Below are 20,730 nucleotides of genomic sequence, written 5' to 3'. Positions count from 1 at the left end.
ATTGTGACGATAAAACAAGAAGTAGAAAGTAGAAAGACATTTGCGATAATATCCCATCCAGATGCCGGTAAAACAACATTAACTGAGAAGTTATTACTTTTTGGTGGTGCTATTAGACAAGCAGGTACTGTTAAAGGTAAAAAGTCTGGGAAGTTTGCAACAAGTGACTGGATGAAAGTAGAACAAGAACGTGGTATTTCTGTAACAAGTTCAGTTATGCAATTTGATTATGACAACTATAATATTAATATTTTAGATACACCAGGGCATGAAGATTTCTCTGAAGATACTTATAGAACATTAATGGCAGTAGACAGTGCAGTTATGGTAATTGACTGTGCAAAAGGTATTGAGCCACAAACATTAAAGTTATTTAAAGTATGTAAAATGAGAGGTATCCCAATTTTTACTTTTATAAATAAATTAGACCGAATGGGTAAAGAGCCTTTTGAATTATTGGAAGAGATTGAAAAGACATTAGAAATAGAAACTTATCCAATGAACTGGCCTGTTGGTATGGGACAAAACTTTTTCGGCATTATTGACAGAGCTGAAAAGACTATTGAACCATTTAGAGACGAAGAAAATATATTACATTTAAATGATGATTATGAACTAGAAGAAGATCATCCAATTAAAAATGACTCACAGTTTGAACAAGCAATTGATGAATTAATGTTAGTTGATGAAGTAGGAGAGCAATTTGATGAAGAAATGCTATTAGCAGGAGAACTAACTCCAGTATTCTTCGGATCAGCTTTAGCGAACTTCGGTGTTCAAAACTTTTTAAATGCATATGTAGATTATGCTCCAATGCCTAGTGGACGTAAAACTGAAGAAGGAGATGTCGTTGATCCATTTGATCAAGACTTCTCAGGATTCATCTTTAAGATACAAGCAAACATGGATCCGAGACATAGAGACAGAATTGCATTTATGAGAATTGTAAGTGGTGCGTTTGAAAGAGGTATGGATGTAACACTGCAAAGAAATAAGAAAAAGCAAAAGATTACACGTTCAACTTCATTTATGGCTGATGATACTCAAACAGTCAATCATGCAGTAAGTGGTGATATTATCGGTTTATATGATACAGGAAACTATCAAATAGGCGATACACTTGTTGGAGGTAATCAAAAATTTCACTTTGAAACGTTACCACAGTTTACACCTGAAATATTTATGAAAGTTAGTGCCAAAAACGTAATGAAACAAAAGCATTTCCATAAAGGTATTGAGCAATTAGTTCAAGAAGGTGCTATACAACTTTATAAGACGCTTCATACTAATCAAATTCTTCTAGGAGCAGTTGGACAACTTCAATTTGAAGTATTTGAACATCGTATGAAAAATGAATACAATGTTGATGTCGTAATGGAACAGGTTGGTAAGAAAATTGCGAGATGGATTGAAAATGAAAAAGATATAACAGACAACATGAATTCAAGTAGATCAATTTTAGTGAAAGATCGCTTTGATCAATATGTATTCTTGTTTGAAAATGAATTTGCAACGAGATGGTTTGAAGATAAATTCCCTGAAATCAAATTATTTAGTTTGTTATAATTCATAAAACATTGTATAATAATATAATAAAACTAAATAGACCTACGACTTTGTCGAAGGGGAGTAACTTTAGAACTTAAAAATTCTAGCATATTATCGTCATTACGAAACGGAAGTTTCCGGTAATATGGACATACTATAAATGTTAAGTGAGACCTTTGCCTTTAATTAGGCATGGTCTCTTTTGTTTTTTATTAGAAAAAAATGGAGAGTGAATAAGATGGATCCGAGTTTATTTTTGAGTTACGGTTGGGTATTAATCGTATTAATTTTTCTAGAAGGATTGTTGGCAGCAGATAATGCTGTTGTAATGGCGGTAATGGTTAAACATTTACCAGAAGATTTAAGGAAAAAAGCATTATTCTATGGCTTGTTAGGTGCTTTCGTATTCCGTTTAATATCATTATTCTTAATTAGTTTCTTAGCTAACTTTTGGCCAATACAAGCAGCAGGAGCTATATACTTAATTTACATGTCTATTAAGAACTTGATAGACTTCAAGAAACATAAAGACGAAAAAATTAAGACAGCAGATGATATCGAGGGACAAGAAGATTTTACAGAATCAGAATTTCCTTCAGATGGCAAAGGTCATCATAAGTTGAAAAAGAATTTCTGGATGACAGTATTAAAAGTAGAATTCGCAGATATAGCATTTGCTATTGATTCAATGTTAGCTGCATTTGCAATAGCAGTTACACTACCAGCATTAGGTGTAGACTTTGGAGGCATGGATGCCGGTCAATTCGGTGTTATGTTCGTAGGTGGTATGATTGGTGTAATCATCATGAGATTTGCAGCAACATACTTTGTAGAATTATTAAATAAATATCCGAACCTAGAAGCAGCAGCATTTGCTATCGTAGGTTGGGTAGGTATCAAATTATTAGTAATCGTACTAGCACATGATGAAATTAAAGTATTACCACATGACTTCCCACATGGTGTATTGTGGCAGTCAATATTCTGGACAGTATTATTATTGCTAGTTGTGATCGGCTGGATTACATCAGTCCGTAACAACAAAAAAACAACCGAATAACTAGAATGATTTGAGGCTGAGACAATTAATTTGTCTCAGCCTTTCATCTTTTCGAAAAATGAGGAAATTTCAACCTTAGCTAATTCTCAATTTATGATAGTAATTTCTTTAGTTTTCAAGTTATTTAGCTATTTAGTAAATATATGTAAAAATAGGTGTATAATGTAGAGAAATACAATGGTTTTGTGTTAATAATTTTAATATTATATGGCATAATAGATACATTAAGTGTTTAGATTGAGGAGGGCAATAAATGTCACGAAAAAAACATGTCATTCCTAGAAATGAATATAAGAGACAACGACGTGAATTTTTTCATAATGAAGAACGTGAGAAAAGAATTGAACAAGAGAGAAAAGAGAATGAGATAAAAAGAGCAAACGAGTTAGAGTTACAGAAGAAAAATGAATTGCGTGTTAAAGAAAATATGCAAAAAGCTCGTATTGAAAAATTAACTAAAGAAGAAATTAAAAAGCAAAAAGAAGAATCTAAATCACACCCAACGATTGATTTAGATGATGATAGATTAGCTGCTACACAACAAGATCATACGGAAGAAGATATAAAAGCTGATAATAAAAGTGAATTAGATAATGACAAAGTTGATGTAGATAATGAAGAAGATATTCAAGAAATAAATTATAAAAAAGTGAGAAATGAAAGTCATAATAAAGATAAAAAACATGTTGCTAAAGACAATGATTTTGAAACTAATAAGCAACTTGGTGCAATACATGATGAAAAGGTTGAAGAAAAATCTCAAAATAAAAATAATATTTTGAATACTATTTTATCTAAAATTGAAAAACATTGGCCAATAATTGCGATTATTTTAGCCATTATACTAATCTTTATTTTAGTTTGGAGTATCTTCCAAAATGTGAACCCTCCAAATGAAAGTAGAAAGACTATTGAAGAACAACAATCTCAAAAAGGATTCCAAAAACCTATTACAAATGTAATGGAAGCAGTAGAAAAATCTAAGCATTCAGTAGTTGGTGTTTCTCATGAAGATTCTGATATATCTAGCAAGACTGAATCTTCACAAAAAGAAAAAGAAGAAAATAGCGGCGTCGGTTCTGGCGTCGTTTATAAAGTTGATGATAATAAAGCATACATAGTAACAAACGCACATGTTGTTTCAAGCGATAAAAAACCGATTATCACAACTGCAAACGGTAAGAAATATGATGGTAAAGTTTTAGGTACTGATCAATGGTCAGATATAGCAGTGTTAAGTGTGCCTATTGAAAAAGATGATAAATTCAAATCTATTAAATTTGAAGACTCGGATAATTTAATATTAGGTGAAACAGCAATCGTGATTGGTAGTCCTCTAGGTGCAGAATTCCAAAATAGTATTTCTACTGGCGTAGTTTCTGGCTTAAATAGAAAAGTTCCTGTTGATTTTAATGGGGATGACGAGTATGATTGGGAAATTAAAGCAATTCAAACAGATGCTGCAGTCAATCCAGGTAATTCTGGTGGACCAATATTAGATTCACAAGGTAATCTTATTGGTATAGTATCATTGAAGATTGATATGCCAAATGTAGAAGGTATGGCATTTGCTATTCCATCAAACGAAGCAACTGATTACATTAATACTTTAGAAAAAGACGGTGAAATTAAACGTCCTGAACTAGGTATAATGGCTCAAAATTATACTAAATTAAGCTCTAACGAAAAATCTCAAATAACTTTACCTGATAAATATAAATCAGGTATGGCAATAACGGGTGTTACTAAAGATGGTAATGCTGATAAAGCTGGGATTAAGTTTAATGATGTAATTGTAGGCATTGATGATACAAAAATTGAAAATAATCTTGAATTTAGGAAAGAATTATATAATAATCATAAAATAGGTGAAAAAGTTGATTTGAAACTTATTAGAGATGGTAAAGAAACTACTAAAACATTAACATTGAAATAAATAGAGGTGACAATTTGTGTCCATTATAAAATACTTTTTTCAAAAAATGACTCCACAACAAGGTATTGTATTATATTATTTGGGCGCAATCATTGTCGCCTTTTTATTATTGAATTTACCTTATGTTGTTAAACCTGATGTGAAAATTGCACCTGTCGATACGCTATTTGTAGCGGTATCTGGCGTAAGTGTGACTGGACTTACACCCGTTATAATTGAAGATACATTTACAATGTTTGGACAGGCAATAATATTAATTATACTTAATATTGGCGGTATAGGTGTCATGGCGATTGGTACTTTACTTTGGGTAATACTAGGAAAGCATATTGGTTTAAGAGAGCGACAACTCATTATGCTAGATAGTAATTCAAATGCTATGAATGGCGTAGTTAAATTAATATTAGATATTGTTAGAACTATATTAATGATAGAAGTAATTGGAGCGATATTATTATCTTTTTATTTTTATAAAGATATCGGCTCTGTTAAAGATGCGATACATCATGGCATTTTTGCATCTGTATCTGCTACAACGAATGGTGGTTTAGATATCACCGGGGAATCGCTAGCACCATATGCAAATGATTATTTCGTCCAAACGATTATAATGTTACTTATCATGTTAGGTGCAATAGGATTTCCAGTATTGATTGAAGTAAAAACTTATATGCGAAATACGCATCCGAACTTTAGATTTTCATTATTTACTAAAATTGCAAGTGCGACTTATTTGTTCTTGTTCTTATTAGGAACAGTTGTAATATATTTATTTGAGTTTTCAAACTCATTTAAAGACATTTCGTGGCATAAAGGTATCTTTTATGCTATGTTCCAGTCTTCATCAACACGAAGCGCAGGATTATCTACAATAGATCTTGGACAGTTTACTGAAGCAACGAATTTCTTTCTAGGTGGATTGATGTTCATTGGTTCATCACCAAGCTCAGTAGGTGGAGGTATAAGAACAACAACATTTGCAATACTTGTTCTTTATTTAGTCAATTTTAGTAATGGTCGTACGACGATAAAAGCATTTAATAGAGAGATACATCCTTTAGATATACAAAGGTCGTTTGCCGTTATATCATTGGCTTTAGCTATCACATTTGTTGGTGTGTTATCTGTAGTACGATTTGAAGACGGTAAACATGATTTACTTTCAATATTTTTTGAAACAATGTCAGCATTTGGTACATGTGGGTTATCAATGGGGATAACCGATAATTTACAATTAGGTTCGAAAATAGTGATTATGATACTTATGTTCATTGGACGTGTTGGGCTACTATGTTTCGTAGTTATGTTAGGTGGTAAATCAACGCCTGATAAATTCCACTATCCAAAAGAACGAATTCAAATAGGTTAAAAAAACTGGGACAATTAACTTGTCCCAGTTTTTTATTTATATATTAAATATGCTTAACTACAGGTATCATAATAATAAAAGTTGTGCCTTCAGTATTGTTAGCCACGCTTATTGTGCCACCCCAATCTTCAATTAATTTTTTACTTAAATAAAGTCCTAGTCCACTGCCTGAATCTTTTATAGTAAAGAAGGGGTCAAATACTTTTTGTTGAACTTCTTTTGACATACCTTTTCCATTATCTTTAAATACTAATTTTATTTGTTTTGTATTTGTCTTTAATAGTTGAATTTCTATTGAAGCATTATGTACGTCAGTTAATGCGTCTTTAGAATTTTGAATTAAATTGATCAGTATTTGTTTTAATTGGTCTTCAGATAAAAAGGCATAAATGGGTTCTTCTGGTAATGATAAAGAAATATTTATGTTGTTTTGTTCTAATTCATACTTTGAAAATTGCTCTATATCTTTGATTGTCTGGCTAATATTAACATTTGTGTAAGCTAAGTTTGTTGGTTTACCTAAATATAAGAATTGTGTAACGATGTTATTAATTCTATCTAATTCTTCTGTAATAATATTAAAATGGTTATCTTGCTGGTTTTGATCATATTTCATTCTAGTGAGTTCTATAAATCCATTAATACTCGTTAAAGGATTTTTTATTTCATGCGCGGTATTTGCAGCCAATGTTCCTATTAGTCGCAATTTTTCATTATTTGCTTGTTCGATTAACTTTTCATGTTCTAATCTATCGGAACGACTTTTAAATATTAAAGTTAAAATCGTTAATATTAAGAAAATAACTAAGAAAATAAATATACTTGGTAAAATTACGCGCGTTATAACACTATATTGTCCAGTAATGCTAATTGTGACAGGTAAGTTATTGTAAAAATAAGTGATTGTTTTTGTATGTTTATGTGATTTGCCGACTTGATAAATTTGAGTACCATCTATACCTTGTACTTGTATTTGGAATCTCTTAGCAATTAACTTTATTTCATTTTTAAATGAATTCATATTTATTTCTGCAGCAACAGTATAGTCTTGATTTTTAATCTTTAATCGATTTGTAAGTAATAATGTTTTAGGTCTATCTAGTGATCTCTTTTTGCTACTTAATGTGGATTTTTGAGTAAATGGGAAGTGATACTTATATTGATTAAAGTCTTCTATTGAAGTATAGTTTGGTCCTTTAGAGTCATAGACGATTTGATTTTTATTATTCAAAATATAAATATGATCTATCCAAGTATATCTAGTATGATTATCTTTTAAAAATTGATTAATAAATTTTTCATCGTTACTATTAGATAATATCGTCGTTAAAGATTCAGAAATACTGTTTGATTCGCTTATGAATGTATCGATTTTTAAGTTAATAATTTCTTTAGTAGTATCAAATCTTTGATTAATTCTATTATTATAGTTTTTACTAATGAGTGCACCAATTAATATAGAAACGATAAGTGCAAAAACAATATTTAGTATGATAATTTTATTAAAAGGTTTCATAATATTCTCCTATGTATATATACTCTTAATTGAGTATATTATGATTAACTAATATTGCCAACATAAAATAAAATTACATTATCATTATTCAAATTAGTTTAAAAAGACATATCATTTTTTAAAAATGGTAAAATATAAAAGAAAGAGGGGGAATAGCATTGAATACGAATGAAATCATTACGATTGATTTATTAGCTACTTCTGACTTACATGGTCGAATAAGTAGAAGTGGTATAAGTGGAAATATATTAAAGATGGCTACTTACGTAAAACATAAACGTAAAGCAAACCATCGTGTATTATTATTGGATAATGGTGGAATGTTGTCGGGTTCAATGTTTGCTTTTTATTATGCACAAATTGCACCATACAAAAGAAACCCAATGATTAAAATTATGAATGAAATGCAATTTGATGCAAGTGGTGTTAGCCCTGATGAATTTAATTTCGGCTTAGACTTCTTAAATAAGTCTATTGCCCTAAGTAGATTTCCATGGCTTGCAGCTAATATAGAACATAATAAAACAAAAGAACCTTATTTTACGACACCTTACACAATCAAATACGTTGATGGTATTAAAATTGGTATAATTGGGTTTACTTCAAGTGGCTTAATGGAAAATAAAAATATAGAATTCGAAGATGAAGTTATTGTTGGAGAATCAATGGCATCAGCAAAACGTTGGGTAAGATATTTGCACGAAAAAGAAAGTCCTGACTTTTTAATTATGTTATATCATGGTGGGCTAAACACTTACACAGATAAAAATAATTATAGATCATATTATAGTAATAACGCTGAAAACATGATTAAAAGTACAGAAGGCGTTAACGTCATTATTACAGGTCACCAAGAACATGTCGTGGATTTAAAAGTTGCAGAAACTCAATTTATACAACCAGGTAAAGATGCGACTAATATTGTAGATATGTCGATTCAATTTAGAAAAAGAACTAATTCAGTTGAAATTATTGATACATCAATTAAACATGTTGAACTTTCTAGTTATCCAGAAGATAGGGATTTACTAGAGTTAACTTATTTCGACCAAAAAGCAGTACAACATTGGTCGGAACAAGATGTAACGGATATGCCTGTAGTACTAGATTATAAGCAATTAACTGACCTATATATTAAGCCACATAAATTTATTGAGTTAATTCAAAATAGTATGAGTAAAGCATTTACAGAAATAGACTTTATTTGTGCACATATTGGAAACCCATTAGGTAATGGTTTAAGAGGAGAACTCAAAGTAAAAGATATATATAAATCTTATGTTCATACAGATAAACCAGTCAAAATAAAACTGACTGGTATTGAAATTAAACGTATATTAGAAAGAACAGCAACAGCAATGTACAAAGAAGAAGGAACAATAAAGTATAACGAAGAAATTTTAGAGCCAACATTAATGACAGTTTGGAAAGGTTTCAAGTATAAAATTGACTTAAACAAACCTGTAGGAAATAGAGTTGAACTTTATAATATAAATCTAGAAGACAGTTTTAATGTAATTATGACAGATTACTTATTTAGACATGTTAATAAGATTATTTCAGAATCAACATATGTAAGATCTAAAAAAACTGTGATTGAATATATGGTAGAAGAAATAGGGGAAACTAAAGGTAAATTCGAGCTAGAACATGATTTTGAAATTGAATAATAAGACATATCGAGTTCGAAAGAGCTAGTTGAATATTTCTTAATCGTTAACCGACAAAAAAATAAACAAAGTAAGTAAATAAATATAAAAATTGTTAATATTTGGTATTTTCTTGCGCTGACTCCTGCGGGAAAAGCATGATTCGAAGACTACAGGCTGAGAACATGCCCGCGGAAAGCATGCGCATAAAAAAATGCCGGCAAAGTCTAAGACTTTGTCGACACTCTGAATCCAAACACGGCTGTGTTTGGATTTTTTAACTAAATATTATTACAAGTATAATTATTGCTGCTACTTGAGCGATATATGAAGTTACGATTCTTTTAGTGTAGAAATATAAAGTAGATAATATTAATTGAGCTAAAAATATAAAAATGAATATAGCGAAATTACCTAAATATAAAAATAGTGAACTAGAAGCAAAAGCACTTACAACGATTGCAACAATAGGTCGTGACAATTTAAGTTGTAGTTGATTTTGTAATATCGTTCTAATATAAAGCTCGTGACAAGGTATCGCAATAACAATTGTTACTAACATTTGCCATTTATAAAAAACGCCTGCGTGCATTAATTCTTTTAATAATGATGCATACGATAAACCATTATAAATTTGGGATAATAAAAGTTGAAGTATAACTAATAATACTGCACCAATTAAACCATATCCTATTGATTGTAATAATCGTTTAGACTTAATCTCGCGCTGATAAAAGACATAGCTAATGCCTGCAATCATCATAATGCCAGTATATAAGTACCAGAATACTTCTTTTTCACCTTGCATTAAAAATAAAATAAAGTGAAAAATAATAAAACTCGATATGAACCATATTAATTGAGGATTAATTTGTTTTTTCACTATTATCCCTCTTCAGAAATTATAGTATAACGCTTGTGATTTACTACAGTTTTTTCAGGTAGTTCTAAACTTTCAAAGTTATCCATGATTGTTATGTCTACTATAACTGAGTTTTCATTAATCTTTTCAACTCTACCTCTTAAGCCATCTTGAAATTCTATGATATTTCCAACTTCTGCGATTGTCATGATATTCCTCCTAAATAATACTATGAAATATTATACTAAATAACGGTTCAATTATAAAGTAATAATAAGATATACATCTATTTTATCACAAACATATCATTCATATTATTATTTAAACATATGGTAATATTAAAGTAAGGCAACAAGGGGAAAAATAAGGAGGAAATATAAATGAAATTTGTAAGTAATAATGGAATAAACGATCCAATGATCAATTTAGCAATGGAAGAATATGTACTTACTTCTCTTCCTAAAGATGATAGTTATTTTTTATTCTATATTAATCAACCATCTATTATTGTTGGTAAAAATCAAAATACTATTGAAGAGGTAAATCAAGAGTATGTTGAAGCTAATAATATTAAAGTTGTACGAAGAATTTCTGGTGGTGGGGCAGTTTACCACGATTTAGGGAATTTGAATTTTAGTTTAGTTACGAAAGATGATGAAGATAGTTTCCATAACTTCGCAAAATTTACACAACCTATTGTAGATGCTTTAAATGAAATGGGTGTTAATGCTGAATTATCAGGTAGAAATGATATTCAAGTCGGAGAAAAGAAAATTTCTGGTAATGCAATGGTAAAACAAAAAGATAGAATGTTCTCACATGGTACTTTGATGTTAAATAGTGAAATTGAAGAAGTTGTAAATGCTTTAAGAGTTAATGAAGCAAAAATTAAATCTAAAGGTATTAAATCTATTAGATCAAGAGTTGCTAATATTCAAGAATTTTTAGAAGAACCAATGGATATTGAAACATTTAAACAACGCATACTAACTTCAATTTTCAAACAACAAGGTAGTGAAGAAGTAGAGGAGTACCATCTTACTGATGAAGACTGGGATAATATTAATGAATTGAGCAAAAATAAATATCAAAAATGGGAATGGAATTATGGGAAAAACCCTAAATACAACTTTGAAAGAAGCCATAAATTTGATAGAGGTTTAGTTCAAATAAAATTAGATGTCAAAAAAGGTATAATAGAACATGCAGCAATCTTTGGGGACTTCTTTGGAGTGGGAAATGTAAATGATATTGAAGAAGCTTTAATAGGCGTACAACATCAAAAGTCTTCTATAAAAGAAGCATTAAAAGATATTGATGCATATCATTACTTTGGAGATATAGATAAAGAAGAAATTATTAACTTAATGTTATAAAAAATAAAAGAGACGATTTTTGAATGTTTTCAAAAGTCGTCTCTTTTATGTGTTGATTTTTAAATGATAACTCACGATTGTAAATCCTCCAACTGTATTAATTCTGCACTATATTGTTCAAATAAAGTATTGTTACGATTCAAAAGTGCTTCATCGATTAAAGCCATCAATTCTCGTTTGCGATTTTCACGTAAAGCAGAATCTATAACTAGTTCTACAGATAAATCATTTAAGTTATTAACGAAAGTTTCTAAACTCTGATGCTTAACTTGAGAATATTGTTTCATTTTAAACAACCCCTTGACTTTATTTGTTAAAATTATAGCGTATTTATTTTCTAAATGCAATGAATATTCAGAAATTTTAAAAAAGTAATTCTTTTTAACGAATTTATTGATAAACTAACTTTATAATTACATTATAATTTAGTATTTATAATTTTCAAATTATTATGCTCATAGCCACATTAGTGGGGTGTGATTTATTGTGAAAATAATACTTTGAAAGTTAAACATGAGAATAAAAAGGAGATATTAATATGTATAAGCTAAAAATGTGGGACCATGTTCAGTTGTCAGCTCCAAAAGGATCAGAGGGGAAGGCGAGAACGTTTTATGTAGATCAATTAGGATTTAATGAAGTTGAAAAACCGGAATCTTTAAAAGGTAATGGTGGAGTTTGGTTTAATATTAACAATATTGATTTGCATATCGGTATCGAAGAAGATTTTATACCTCTTAAAAAGGCACACCCTGCAATTAATGTTGAAAATCTCGAAGATTTAATTGAACACTTAACAGAAGAAAAATTAGATTTTAAGACAGATAATCGATTTCCTGGTGCTAAAAGACTACATTTATATGATCCTTTTAGTAACAGGTTAGAATTTATAGAAAAACAATAGAATTTCATAAGAAAAATATTGACTAAGAATTAAATATATATTATATTTAATTCAGATAGATATAAAAGTAAAAAATTATCACTGAGAGGAGTTTGCGATGAAAAAGTATGTAATAAAACAGAATACAATGTATATAAGGGGTATTAAAGTAAATGAACACACTGTTCATACAGAGGTTTCTGAAGCAGGTAAATCACCCTTTATTATCGAACAGAGACCTCAAGAAATTATGAATCATTCCTGTCGCTTTTATGGAGAACATTTTCAAGAAAAGAAATTATTCACTAAGCGACTAACTAGTATTACTAGTAAACCTCCAATTTTAGTTTCTCCTGTAACATCCACTTATTTTTTCTGTACTCATTCCGAAAGATCTGCTGACAACACATGGATTAATTTACTCTATGTTAAACATTTCACGAAATTCAAAGGTAATAAAACTAAAATATTTCTAGAACAAGATCAGTCACTTGTATTCCCAATTTCTTTTCATGTAATTAATCATCAATATTTGAACTGTACATGTTTATATTATAAGAATCATAGAAATAATATTTTCATAAAACAGTTAAATACACCCAATATTGATTTGACGCAAGATGGTTATAGTGTGTTGGATGTTATAAAGATGTATCTTAAAAATCATCATTAGAGAGTCAAAGTGAACATTAACGGAACAAGTGCCACTAAAGTGTAAATGTTCCGTTAATTTTTTTAAGTTTTCACTTGAAAATATTGTGATGGTTGATATAATAGTACTTGTGCTTGATTAAATCATATTAATCCACAGTAGCTCAGTGGTAGAGCTATCGGCTGTTAACCGATCGGTCGTAGGTTCGAGTCCTACCTGTGGAGCCATGGAGATGTACTCAAGTTGGCTGAAGAGGCGCCCCTGCTAAGGGTGTAGGTCGTTCTGCGGCGCGAGGGTTCGAATCCCTCCATCTCCGTCATATAGTCTGTAACCGTTATGGTTGCAGGCTTTTTTTGTATGTGTAATGATTTTATATGTGTATAATGAAGCTAAATATAAACTGAAAAGGGGATTTTTATGAGTGTTAATTTAAAGTTAATGCAAGAGCATGAATTAAAAAATTTTTACGAAATTTCTCTTAAAGAGTATGCGGATGAACAGGTGAAGAATGGCACATGGGATAAAGATGAAGCTGACAGTAAAGGTAGAGCGTATTTTGAAAAATTATTACCAAAGGGTTTGAATACGGAAGGTCATAAAATTTTCAATGTACATTCAGATAATGAAAAAGTTGGTATTTTATGGTTACATATTTTTGAAAAAGATAATACATTGAAAAGTTTTATTTATGATATAAAAATAGAAGAAATACATAGAGGAAAAGGGTTAGGGAAAGAAACGATGCAAGCTTTAGATAAATATTGCAAAAGTCATAAAATTGAAAGCATAAAGTTACATGTGTTTGGCCACAATAAAATTGCTTATTCATTATATGAAAAAATGGGATTTGAAACAACGAACTATTATATGGAGAAAAAATTATAGAAAACAAGTAGCGGAGTGATTGTGTTGTTGAAGTTAAAAGAAGCGCGTAATGTGTATTTAAAAGGTGGAAGTGAAGCTGTATTGTTATTACATTCTTTTACTGGAACAGTACGAGATGTAAAAGAATTGGCGACCTCATTAAATGAAGTTGGATACACTTGCTATATACCAGCGTATAAAGGACATTGCTTAAGTGTCGAGTCATTAATGAAATATAATACAGATGATTGGTGGCAACAAGCTCAGGATAGTTATCAATTTTTAGTAGATGAGGGCTATAAAGATATAAATGTTCTCGGTGTGTCTTTAGGAGGATTAATGTCTCTTAGACTAGCTGAAACGTGTGATATTAAAAAATGTCTAGTTATGTCAGTACCTAATAATCGTACAAGTGCCGATATAAAACGAAGACTATACAGTTATGGGAAAAGAATTAATCAAATTCAAAATTTAGAAACTGAAGAAAGTGAAAGACAACTTGCTTTAATTGATGGTTATAATGAAGGTGCACATGTTTTTACGGAATTTATTGAGAATACAATGAAAAATTTGAAATCTATTCAAATACCAATTTCTATAATGTATGGTGAACGAGATCAAATAACTTATCAAAAGAGTGCAGAACATATTTATCGAGAAGTAGGAACGCATAATAAATTGCTTACTTCTTATGAAAAAGCCACGCATCTTATGACACGTAGTGCTGATAAGGACAAAGTAGAAAAAGATATTATCCGATTTTTAAATAATTAATTAAATTATACGAAAATGCTTTATTTTTGTATAAAAAAAAGATTAGTAACGATTTTGTAAAGTGCTGACGCCTGAGGGAATAGTATGCGTGAGAGACTACAGGCTCGAACCATACCCCTAGGCAAGCATGCACGAACAAAATCGTAAGATAAAAAAATAAACATATCACTGTAAACTTTAAAAAATCAGTTTAGTGATATGCTTATTTATTTTGAGTTAGTATTTTTGTCCGAGATCGTTTTTTAAATAATTATAAGCCGCCTAATATGCCACTAATATAAACACCAAGTGCTAATAATAAACCAAATATTGTATTTGTTTTACCTGTTGCTGCCATCGCAGGCATCATTGTTTGCGGTGTATCGTTCTTATTAAAGCGACGTACTGCTTTAATTGGGAATGGTGCTGAAATAAGCACTAATAACCATAATATTGATCCATAAGGCTTGAATAATGCTAAGTAAATGACAAACACATATGAGAAAATGTATAAAATAGCCATAGTCATAATTGAAATTCTTTTTCCGACTAAGATAGCATACGTTTTTCTACCACTTTGTTTATCTTTTTCTCGGTCTCTAATGTTGTTAGCTAAGTTGATTAATCCGATTGTGATAGATACAGGTATACTTAATAATGCTGGATAAAAACTTAATGTACCAGTTTGTATGTAGAATGAGATCATTACAATTACGAATCCCATAAAGAAACCGGCGAATATTTCTCCAAATGGTGTCCATGATATAGGATAAGGTCCACCAGTATAGAAATAACCAATAGCCATACAAACGAGTCCGATTGGTATTAATAACCATGTACTTTGCATGCAAATATATATACCTAAAATTACTGCGATTATATAAAATGCTATGGCTAAGTTATATACGGATTTTGGTGACATACCGTTTCGTACAATAGCACCACCAATACCAACAGATGTATGATCATCTAAGCCACGTTTATAGTCGAAATACTCATTAAACATGTTTGTTGCTGCTTGTATTAATATGCTTGCTAATAACATAGCTAATACTACTGAAATTTTAATGGATGCTTCAGCACCTGTTAAAAATATCTTTGATGCCGCTGTTCCTAGCAATACTGGTACAAATGAAGCAGTAAGCGTATGTGGCCTCATTAAATGATAATATTTTTTTATGCCTGAATGCTGTGATAAATTTTGTGACATTTATTTACCTCTTATTTATTAATATTTTTGACAGTATTAGTATATGCTTTCGACATCAATTGGTCAATCACTGTATTTGTGTAATATTTTAATATATATTCTATTTATAAAGTACAATATTAACGCATGTTATGTTAAAAAATGATAAAATAAGAAGATAGATATTTTTCGGAAAGAAGTGGAAATGAAATGGCCTTGAGGACCGATTTGAAGCAAAAAATGATTTCTGAAATCGATGGAAATAAAAATTATATTTCAGTTGAAATTGAGCTTCAATATCAACCAGATTTAATCCATTTATTAAGGGAAGAAATCAATTATATTGGACAACGTTTTTATTACAAGTCAAAAGATTTCAAATTAGAAATGTGTGGTATCGGCTATTTATTAGAAGCTAGATACTCACATTTAGAGCACGATGAAATTTATGAGTATTGGCAAAATATTAAAGAACAGTTAAATACGGTAATTATGCATGATGATAAACATCATTTGAAATTCTTTGGAGGATTTCAATTTTCAGAGCATTCTTTAACTAATGAGTGGAAAGATTATGGAATGAGTCATTTTGTTTTACCAAAATTTTTGATTACAAAAGAAAATGGTCGTTGTTACTTAACATATACTGACGATAACAATAAATTTGATATAGAAAATATTGAACGCATATTAAATGCTATCGATTCAAAAGCTCAAACGGGAGTATTATCAGAACCTTCAGTTGTAGAAAATAAAGACATTCAAAGTGAAGAATGGAAAGATTTAGTAACAAAAGTTGTATCATTGATGAATGAGTCAGTTGCATTGCAAAAAGTTGTATTATCTCGAAGAAGAAAAATTGAATTTCAAGATGATGTTAATGTTGAAGATGCTTTGCAAAGATCTCTTGATAGCAATGAATCTAGCTATTTATTATTATTTGAATCTGGTAAATCACAATTCATATCACAAACACCTGAACAACTTTGTCAAATAGATAATGGCAAATTATATACCAATGCAATAGCTGGAACAATTATTAGAACTGAAGATGAAAGTGAAAACAACAAATTAAAAGCTGAACTTTTAAATGATTCTAAAAATCAATTCGAACATCGTTATGTTGTGGATAGTATTATTCATGATATTCAATCGTTTACTAAACAATTGGAATACGATAAAAAGCCAACGATTTTAACAAATAAACATTTATATCATTTATATACAAAGATACAGGCAGATTTATTATCCGAAAATGTTTTAGAAATCGTAAATCAATTACATCCTACGCCTGCTCTTGGAGGATTTCCAAAGGTAGAAGCTATTAAATTTATTGAGCATGAAGAATTTGGCACTAGAGGTTTCTACGGTGCACCTTTAGGTTATATTGATTTAGATAATAATGGGGAATTTGTTGTTTCAATTCGCTCAATGCTTGTAAGAGGAAATGCAGCAACATTATATTCTGGTTGCGGCATCGTTAAAGATTCGAATGCAATTACAGAATTTGAAGAAACAGATTTAAAATTCAAACCAATGTTAAAAGCGCTAGGAGTGATGTAGATTTGAGTACACATACTGAAAGTTTAACAAAACAAGTGTTTACATTTGTTTCTAAATTATACGAATATGGTGTTGATGATGTCGTAATTAGTCCAGGGTCAAGATCTACGCCACTTGCGATTGCTTGTGAGAGACACCCTCATATTAAAACGTGGATACATCCCGATGAAAGAAGTGCTGCTTTCTTCGCATTAGGTATAATCAAAGCAAGTCAGAAACCAGTTGCGATCATTTGTACTTCAGGTACAGCAGCTTCAAATTATACACCTGCAGTTTCAGAAGCATTTATAAGTAGGTTACCACTTGTCGTTGTGACGAGTGATAGACCACATGAACTTAGAAATGTTGGCGCACCACAAGCAATTAATCAAATTAATATGTTCCAAAATTTCACTAAGTTTCAATTTGATATGCCTATTGCAGATGAAACTGAAGGTACAATCAATGCAATAAACATGAATATGATAAAAGCTGAAAAACATTTCGTAGGACCACAAAGAGGTCCTGTACATTTTAATTTTCCATTTAGAGAACCGCTTATTCCTAATGTGAAACTTAGAAGATATTTATCTTCTAAGAGAAAAATAGCAACGAAATACCAAAAATCAATTGATTTTTCAAATATACAAACATATATTGAGAAACCACGTGGAATCGTCGTAGTAGGAGATACACAAGGGCAAGATTTATCACAAATTTTAACTTATTCAGCCATTCATAATATACCTATTTTGGCAGATCCATTGAGTAATTTAAGAAAGTTAAATCATCCAAATGTTATTGCTACTTATGATGCACTTTTTAAAGGTGGTTTAAGTATAGAGCCACAATTTATTATAAGAGTTGGACAACCAGTTGTTTCTAAACATTTAAATAATTGGTTAAAAGATGTTAAATGTCCACAAATACTCGTACAAAATAATGCTACACCAGATGCTTATCCAAAAGTACCAACACTTTCTGTAGAGTTAAGTCCAAATGACTTCTTTAGACAGGCACAAGATGTGACGCCAACTCAAAATAAAAATTGGTTAGAAAAATGGATCACTATGGATAAAGAAGCTAGAGCATTAATAGAAAAGTATATTCAAGAAGAAACTGACGAAGGTGCTGTTGTAGGCAGTTTATTGAAAAAAATGTCTTCAAAAGATACTGTTTTTGTTGGTAATAGTATGCCAGTTAGAGATGTAGACACATTCAATTTAGATTCTAAAGCTGAAATTGCAGCTAATAGAGGTGCTAATGGCATTGACGGTGTTGTATCAACTGCTTTAGGGATGTCTGTTTATAAAAAAGTAACATTAGTTATTGGAGACATTTCGTTCTTCCATGATATGAACGGATTAATAATGAGTAAGTTGCATGATTTAGATATTACCATCGTATGTTTGAATAATAATGGTGGGGGCATCTTTAATTATTTAGCACCGAAAGATGAAGCGCCAGAGCATTTTGAAAAATTATTTGGAACGCCTTTGGATTTAGATTTTCAACATGTTGCTCATTTATATGAATTAGGATATGAAAAATTTGAAGATGTGGCTGAGTATAAAAGACAAACTTTACCTCAATTTGGTTCATATTTATATGAAATTTTAACGAATAGAGAAGAAAATACAGAAACACATAGAGAACTATTTGAAAAGATGAAAGGTATACAATATGTTAACTCACCACGTTAAGCAGTTAGATATTGATAAACCTACAATTTTATTGTTACATGGATTTATTAGTGACCATACAACTTTTCATTTAGTTGAAGATGCAATTATCAAACAAGGTATTAATGTGATATCTATAGATTTACCAGGTCATGGTGATGATAAATCAAGTTATGATAAACAATGGTCTATGGAATTTATTGCAGATAAGATTAAAGAATTGATTGCACATCTAGAATTAAAGACGGTCTATTTACATGGATATTCAATGGGTGGACGTGTTGCATTAAGCTTTGCAATTCAATATCCTGAATGGTTAAATGGTCTTATTCTAGAAAGTGCAAGCCCTGGTATAGAAAATAATAAAGATAAGCTTAATCGAATAGAAGTAGATAAAACTAGAGCTGAATATATACAAAATATCGGGATGACAAAGTTTGTAGAAGAGTGGTCACAATTATCCTTATTTGAAAGTCAGTCCGTTCTTTCCCATAAAGAAAGAAATCGGATAAAGAAAATGAGACTCTCTCAATCTCCCGGTGGATTGAGTAAAGCTTTAATTGATTATGGAACAGGTGCTCAACGATCTTATTGGGATAAATTAAATGATCTTGATTTACCTACATGTATTATAGTAGGTGAGAAAGATAAAAAGTTTATAGAAATAGGTAAACGAATGCACGAATGTATTAAAAATAGTAAATTTCAAATTGTTAATGATGCTGGGCACACAATTCATGTGGAACAACCAGAAAAGTTTGATACAATAATAATAGAATTTATTTTAGGAGGCAAATTATGTCAAGACAATGGGAAACTTTAAAAGAATATAAAGAAATTAAATATGAATTTTTCGAAGGTATCGCAAAAATCACAATAAATCGTCCAGAAGTACGTAATGCATTTACGCCATTAACAGTACAAGAAATGATTGATGCATTTTCTAGAGCAAGAGATGACCAAAGAGTTGGATCTATTATCTTAACAGGTGAAGGCGACTTAGCATTTTGTTCAGGTGGAGACCAATCAGTACGTGGACACGGTGGTTATGTGGGTGAAGATCAAATCCCTAGATTAAACGTATTAGACTTACAACGCTTGATTCGTGTTATTCCTAAACCAGTAGTAGCAATGGTTAGAGGATATGCAATCGGTGGTGGTCACGTATTGCATATCGTATGTGACTTAACAATCGCAGCTGAAAATGCAAGATTTGGACAAACTGGTCCTAAAGTAGGTTCATTTGATGCTGGATATGGTTCAGGTTATTTAGCAAGAATCGTTGGACATAAAAAAGCTCGTGAAATTTGGTTCTTATGTCGTCAATATGATGCAAAAGAAGCAATTGATATGGGACTTGTTAATACAGTAGTGCCATTAGACAAAATAGAAGACGAGACAGTGCAATGGTGTAAAGAAATGATGCAACACTCACCAACAGCATTACGCTTCTTAAAAGCGGCAATGAATGCAGATACAGATGGATTAGCAGGATTACAACAATTCGCTGGCGATGCAACATTGTTATATTATACTTCAGACGAAGCAAAAGAAGGTCGTGATGCATTTAAAGAAAAACGTCAACCAGACTTCGATCAATTTCCTAAGTTTCCTTAATATAGATAGGGAGTGGGACAGAAATCTAATTTTATAAAAAAGATTTCGTAGTCCCACCCCGGCAAGGATGACTAGGATTGAAAAAGCTTGATATAAGCGCATGTTCAATCCAGTCATCTACTGCCAATACAATGATAAGAGCCAGGGACAATTAATTTGAGCTGACCCCAATTTGTGGGAATAAAATAAAAACACTTTCGTTGAATTCATATTAAAATGAATTTATACGGAG

At 30.7% G+C, this 20,730-nt stretch carries 19 protein-coding genes and 2 tRNA genes; 16 read left to right on the top strand and 5 right to left on the bottom strand.

Features of this window, described 5'->3' with window-relative positions:
• Positions 1-3: 3 nt before the first annotated feature.
• The 4 genes from CD129_RS10665 (at position 4) to CD129_RS10650 (ending at position 5,913) form a co-directional block, all read left to right on the top strand.
• Positions 4-1,566, top strand: coding sequence for a peptide chain release factor 3 (locus tag CD129_RS10665; protein ID WP_078356709.1), 1,563 nt, complete (start codon positions 4-6; stop codon positions 1,564-1,566).
• A gap of 220 nt (positions 1,567-1,786) precedes the next feature.
• The gene (locus CD129_RS10660; RefSeq protein WP_078356710.1) at positions 1,787-2,608 is read left to right on the top strand and encodes a TerC family protein; all 822 of its coding nucleotides are present in this window, start codon (positions 1,787-1,789) and stop codon (positions 2,606-2,608) included.
• Positions 2,609-2,861: 253 nt separating this feature from the next.
• The gene (locus CD129_RS10655; protein ID WP_078356711.1) at positions 2,862-4,544 is read left to right on the top strand and encodes a S1C family serine protease; all 1,683 of its coding nucleotides are present in this window, start codon (positions 2,862-2,864) and stop codon (positions 4,542-4,544) included.
• Positions 4,545-4,560: 16 nt separating this feature from the next.
• On the top strand, positions 4,561-5,913 hold the full coding sequence (locus tag CD129_RS10650; protein WP_107509698.1) for a TrkH family potassium uptake protein: 1,353 nt from the start codon (positions 4,561-4,563) through the stop codon (positions 5,911-5,913).
• Positions 5,914-5,956: 43 nt separating this feature from the next.
• On the opposite strand, the gene CD129_RS10645 is transcribed toward CD129_RS10650, so the two are convergent.
• Positions 5,957-7,429, bottom strand: a complete 1,473-nt coding sequence (locus tag CD129_RS10645; protein ID WP_115337641.1) for an ATP-binding protein — start codon at positions 7,427-7,429, stop codon at positions 5,957-5,959.
• 158 nt (positions 7,430-7,587) lie between these two features.
• On the opposite strand from CD129_RS10645, the gene CD129_RS10640 reads away from it, so the two are divergent.
• A complete protein-coding gene (locus tag CD129_RS10640) occupies positions 7,588-9,099 on the top strand; it encodes a bifunctional metallophosphatase/5'-nucleotidase (RefSeq protein WP_115337640.1) in 1,512 nt (503 codons plus the stop codon).
• 256 nt (positions 9,100-9,355) lie between these two features.
• Here the strand turns inward: CD129_RS10640 and CD129_RS10635 are convergent, their stop codons facing one another.
• Positions 9,356-9,961 carry a CPBP family glutamic-type intramembrane protease gene (locus CD129_RS10635; protein WP_078356715.1) on the bottom strand — a complete coding sequence of 202 codons (606 nt, stop codon included), beginning with the start codon at positions 9,959-9,961 and terminating at the stop codon, positions 9,356-9,358.
• A 2-nt stretch (positions 9,962-9,963) separates the two neighbouring features.
• Complete coding sequence (locus tag CD129_RS10630) at positions 9,964-10,149, bottom strand: YkvS family protein (protein ID WP_025905642.1); 186 nt, start codon at positions 10,147-10,149, stop codon at positions 9,964-9,966.
• 171 nt (positions 10,150-10,320) lie between these two features.
• Here CD129_RS10630 and CD129_RS10625 point away from each other — a divergent pair, with 171 nt between their 5' ends.
• Positions 10,321-11,316, top strand: coding sequence for a lipoate--protein ligase (locus CD129_RS10625; RefSeq protein WP_115337639.1), 996 nt, complete (start codon positions 10,321-10,323; stop codon positions 11,314-11,316).
• 71 nt (positions 11,317-11,387) lie between these two features.
• On the opposite strand, the gene CD129_RS10620 is transcribed toward CD129_RS10625, so the two are convergent.
• Complete coding sequence (locus CD129_RS10620) at positions 11,388-11,603, bottom strand: IDEAL domain-containing protein (protein WP_078356717.1); 216 nt, start codon at positions 11,601-11,603, stop codon at positions 11,388-11,390.
• Between the two features lie 251 nt (positions 11,604-11,854).
• Between CD129_RS10620 and CD129_RS10615 the strand changes: the two genes are divergently transcribed.
• The 6 genes from CD129_RS10615 (at position 11,855) to CD129_RS10590 (ending at position 14,489) form a co-directional block, all read left to right on the top strand.
• Positions 11,855-12,220: a VOC family protein gene (locus CD129_RS10615; RefSeq protein ID WP_115337638.1), complete on the top strand. Its 366-nt coding sequence runs from the start codon at positions 11,855-11,857 to the stop codon at positions 12,218-12,220.
• Positions 12,221-12,317: 97 nt separating this feature from the next.
• Positions 12,318-12,872 carry a competence protein ComK gene (locus tag CD129_RS10610; RefSeq protein WP_115337637.1) on the top strand — a complete coding sequence of 185 codons (555 nt, stop codon included), beginning with the start codon at positions 12,318-12,320 and terminating at the stop codon, positions 12,870-12,872.
• Between the two features lie 131 nt (positions 12,873-13,003).
• Positions 13,004-13,078: transfer RNA gene (locus CD129_RS10605), tRNA-Asn, on the top strand.
• 1 nt (position 13,079) lies between these two features.
• Positions 13,080-13,167: transfer RNA gene (locus CD129_RS10600), tRNA-Ser, on the top strand.
• A gap of 101 nt (positions 13,168-13,268) precedes the next feature.
• Positions 13,269-13,736, top strand: coding sequence for a GNAT family N-acetyltransferase (locus CD129_RS10595; RefSeq protein ID WP_115337636.1), 468 nt, complete (start codon positions 13,269-13,271; stop codon positions 13,734-13,736).
• Positions 13,737-13,760: 24 nt separating this feature from the next.
• Positions 13,761-14,489: an alpha/beta hydrolase gene (locus CD129_RS10590; RefSeq protein WP_115337635.1), complete on the top strand. Its 729-nt coding sequence runs from the start codon at positions 13,761-13,763 to the stop codon at positions 14,487-14,489.
• 250 nt (positions 14,490-14,739) lie between these two features.
• Here CD129_RS10590 and CD129_RS10585 read toward each other — a convergent pair whose 3' ends face one another.
• A complete protein-coding gene (locus tag CD129_RS10585) occupies positions 14,740-15,678 on the bottom strand; it encodes a 1,4-dihydroxy-2-naphthoate polyprenyltransferase (protein WP_107509600.1) in 939 nt (312 codons plus the stop codon).
• Positions 15,679-15,867: 189 nt separating this feature from the next.
• Here CD129_RS10585 and CD129_RS10580 point away from each other — a divergent pair, with 189 nt between their 5' ends.
• The 4 genes from CD129_RS10580 to menB are packed head-to-tail and all read left to right on the top strand — an operon-like array spanning position 15,868 to position 20,498.
• Positions 15,868-17,220: an isochorismate synthase gene (locus tag CD129_RS10580; protein WP_115337634.1), complete on the top strand. Its 1,353-nt coding sequence runs from the start codon at positions 15,868-15,870 to the stop codon at positions 17,218-17,220.
• 2 nt (positions 17,221-17,222) lie between these two features.
• Entirely contained in the window at positions 17,223-18,902 is a 1,680-nt protein-coding gene (menD, locus tag CD129_RS10575) for a 2-succinyl-5-enolpyruvyl-6-hydroxy-3-cyclohexene-1-carboxylic-acid synthase (RefSeq protein ID WP_078356724.1), read from the top strand.
• The gene (gene menH / locus CD129_RS10570; RefSeq protein WP_115337633.1) at positions 18,883-19,704 is read left to right on the top strand and encodes a 2-succinyl-6-hydroxy-2,4-cyclohexadiene-1-carboxylate synthase; all 822 of its coding nucleotides are present in this window, start codon (positions 18,883-18,885) and stop codon (positions 19,702-19,704) included. Before menD ends, menH begins: the two co-directional genes overlap by 20 nt.
• On the top strand, positions 19,677-20,498 hold the full coding sequence (gene menB, locus CD129_RS10565; protein WP_174221881.1) for a 1,4-dihydroxy-2-naphthoyl-CoA synthase: 822 nt from the start codon (positions 19,677-19,679) through the stop codon (positions 20,496-20,498). Before menH ends, menB begins: the two co-directional genes overlap by 28 nt.
• The last annotated feature ends 232 nt before the right edge of the window (positions 20,499-20,730 follow it).

This window comes from Mammaliicoccus fleurettii (genome assembly GCF_003970575.1).
Taxonomy (GTDB): Bacteria; Bacillota; Bacilli; order Staphylococcales; family Staphylococcaceae; genus Mammaliicoccus; species Mammaliicoccus fleurettii.
The sequence above is the reverse complement of the archived record's forward strand: the minus strand, read 5'-3'. Positions and strand labels throughout refer to the sequence as shown.

Excerpts from the sequence above, each read along its gene's own strand:
- CD129_RS10630 (WP_025905642.1), bottom strand. The coding sequence starts at position 10,149 with ATGACAATCGCAGAAGTTGGAAATATCATAGAATTTCAAGATGGCTTA.
- CD129_RS10645 (WP_115337641.1), bottom strand. The coding sequence starts at position 7,429 with ATGAAACCTTTTAATAAAATTATCATACTAAATATTGTTTTTGCACTT.
- CD129_RS10585 (WP_107509600.1), bottom strand. The coding sequence starts at position 15,678 with ATGTCACAAAATTTATCACAGCATTCAGGCATAAAAAAATATTATCAT.
- CD129_RS10595 (WP_115337636.1), top strand. The coding sequence starts at position 13,269 with ATGAGTGTTAATTTAAAGTTAATGCAAGAGCATGAATTAAAAAATTTT.
- CD129_RS10625 (WP_115337639.1), top strand. The coding sequence starts at position 10,321 with ATGAAATTTGTAAGTAATAATGGAATAAACGATCCAATGATCAATTTA.
- CD129_RS10655 (WP_078356711.1), top strand. The coding sequence starts at position 2,862 with ATGTCACGAAAAAAACATGTCATTCCTAGAAATGAATATAAGAGACAA.
- CD129_RS10620 (WP_078356717.1), bottom strand. The coding sequence starts at position 11,603 with ATGAAACAATATTCTCAAGTTAAGCATCAGAGTTTAGAAACTTTCGTT.
- CD129_RS10660 (WP_078356710.1), top strand. The coding sequence starts at position 1,787 with ATGGATCCGAGTTTATTTTTGAGTTACGGTTGGGTATTAATCGTATTA.
- menH (WP_115337633.1), top strand. The coding sequence starts at position 18,883 with ATGTTAACTCACCACGTTAAGCAGTTAGATATTGATAAACCTACAATT.
- CD129_RS10615 (WP_115337638.1), top strand. The coding sequence starts at position 11,855 with ATGTATAAGCTAAAAATGTGGGACCATGTTCAGTTGTCAGCTCCAAAA.
- CD129_RS10580 (WP_115337634.1), top strand. The coding sequence starts at position 15,868 with ATGGCCTTGAGGACCGATTTGAAGCAAAAAATGATTTCTGAAATCGAT.
- CD129_RS10610 (WP_115337637.1), top strand. The coding sequence starts at position 12,318 with ATGAAAAAGTATGTAATAAAACAGAATACAATGTATATAAGGGGTATT.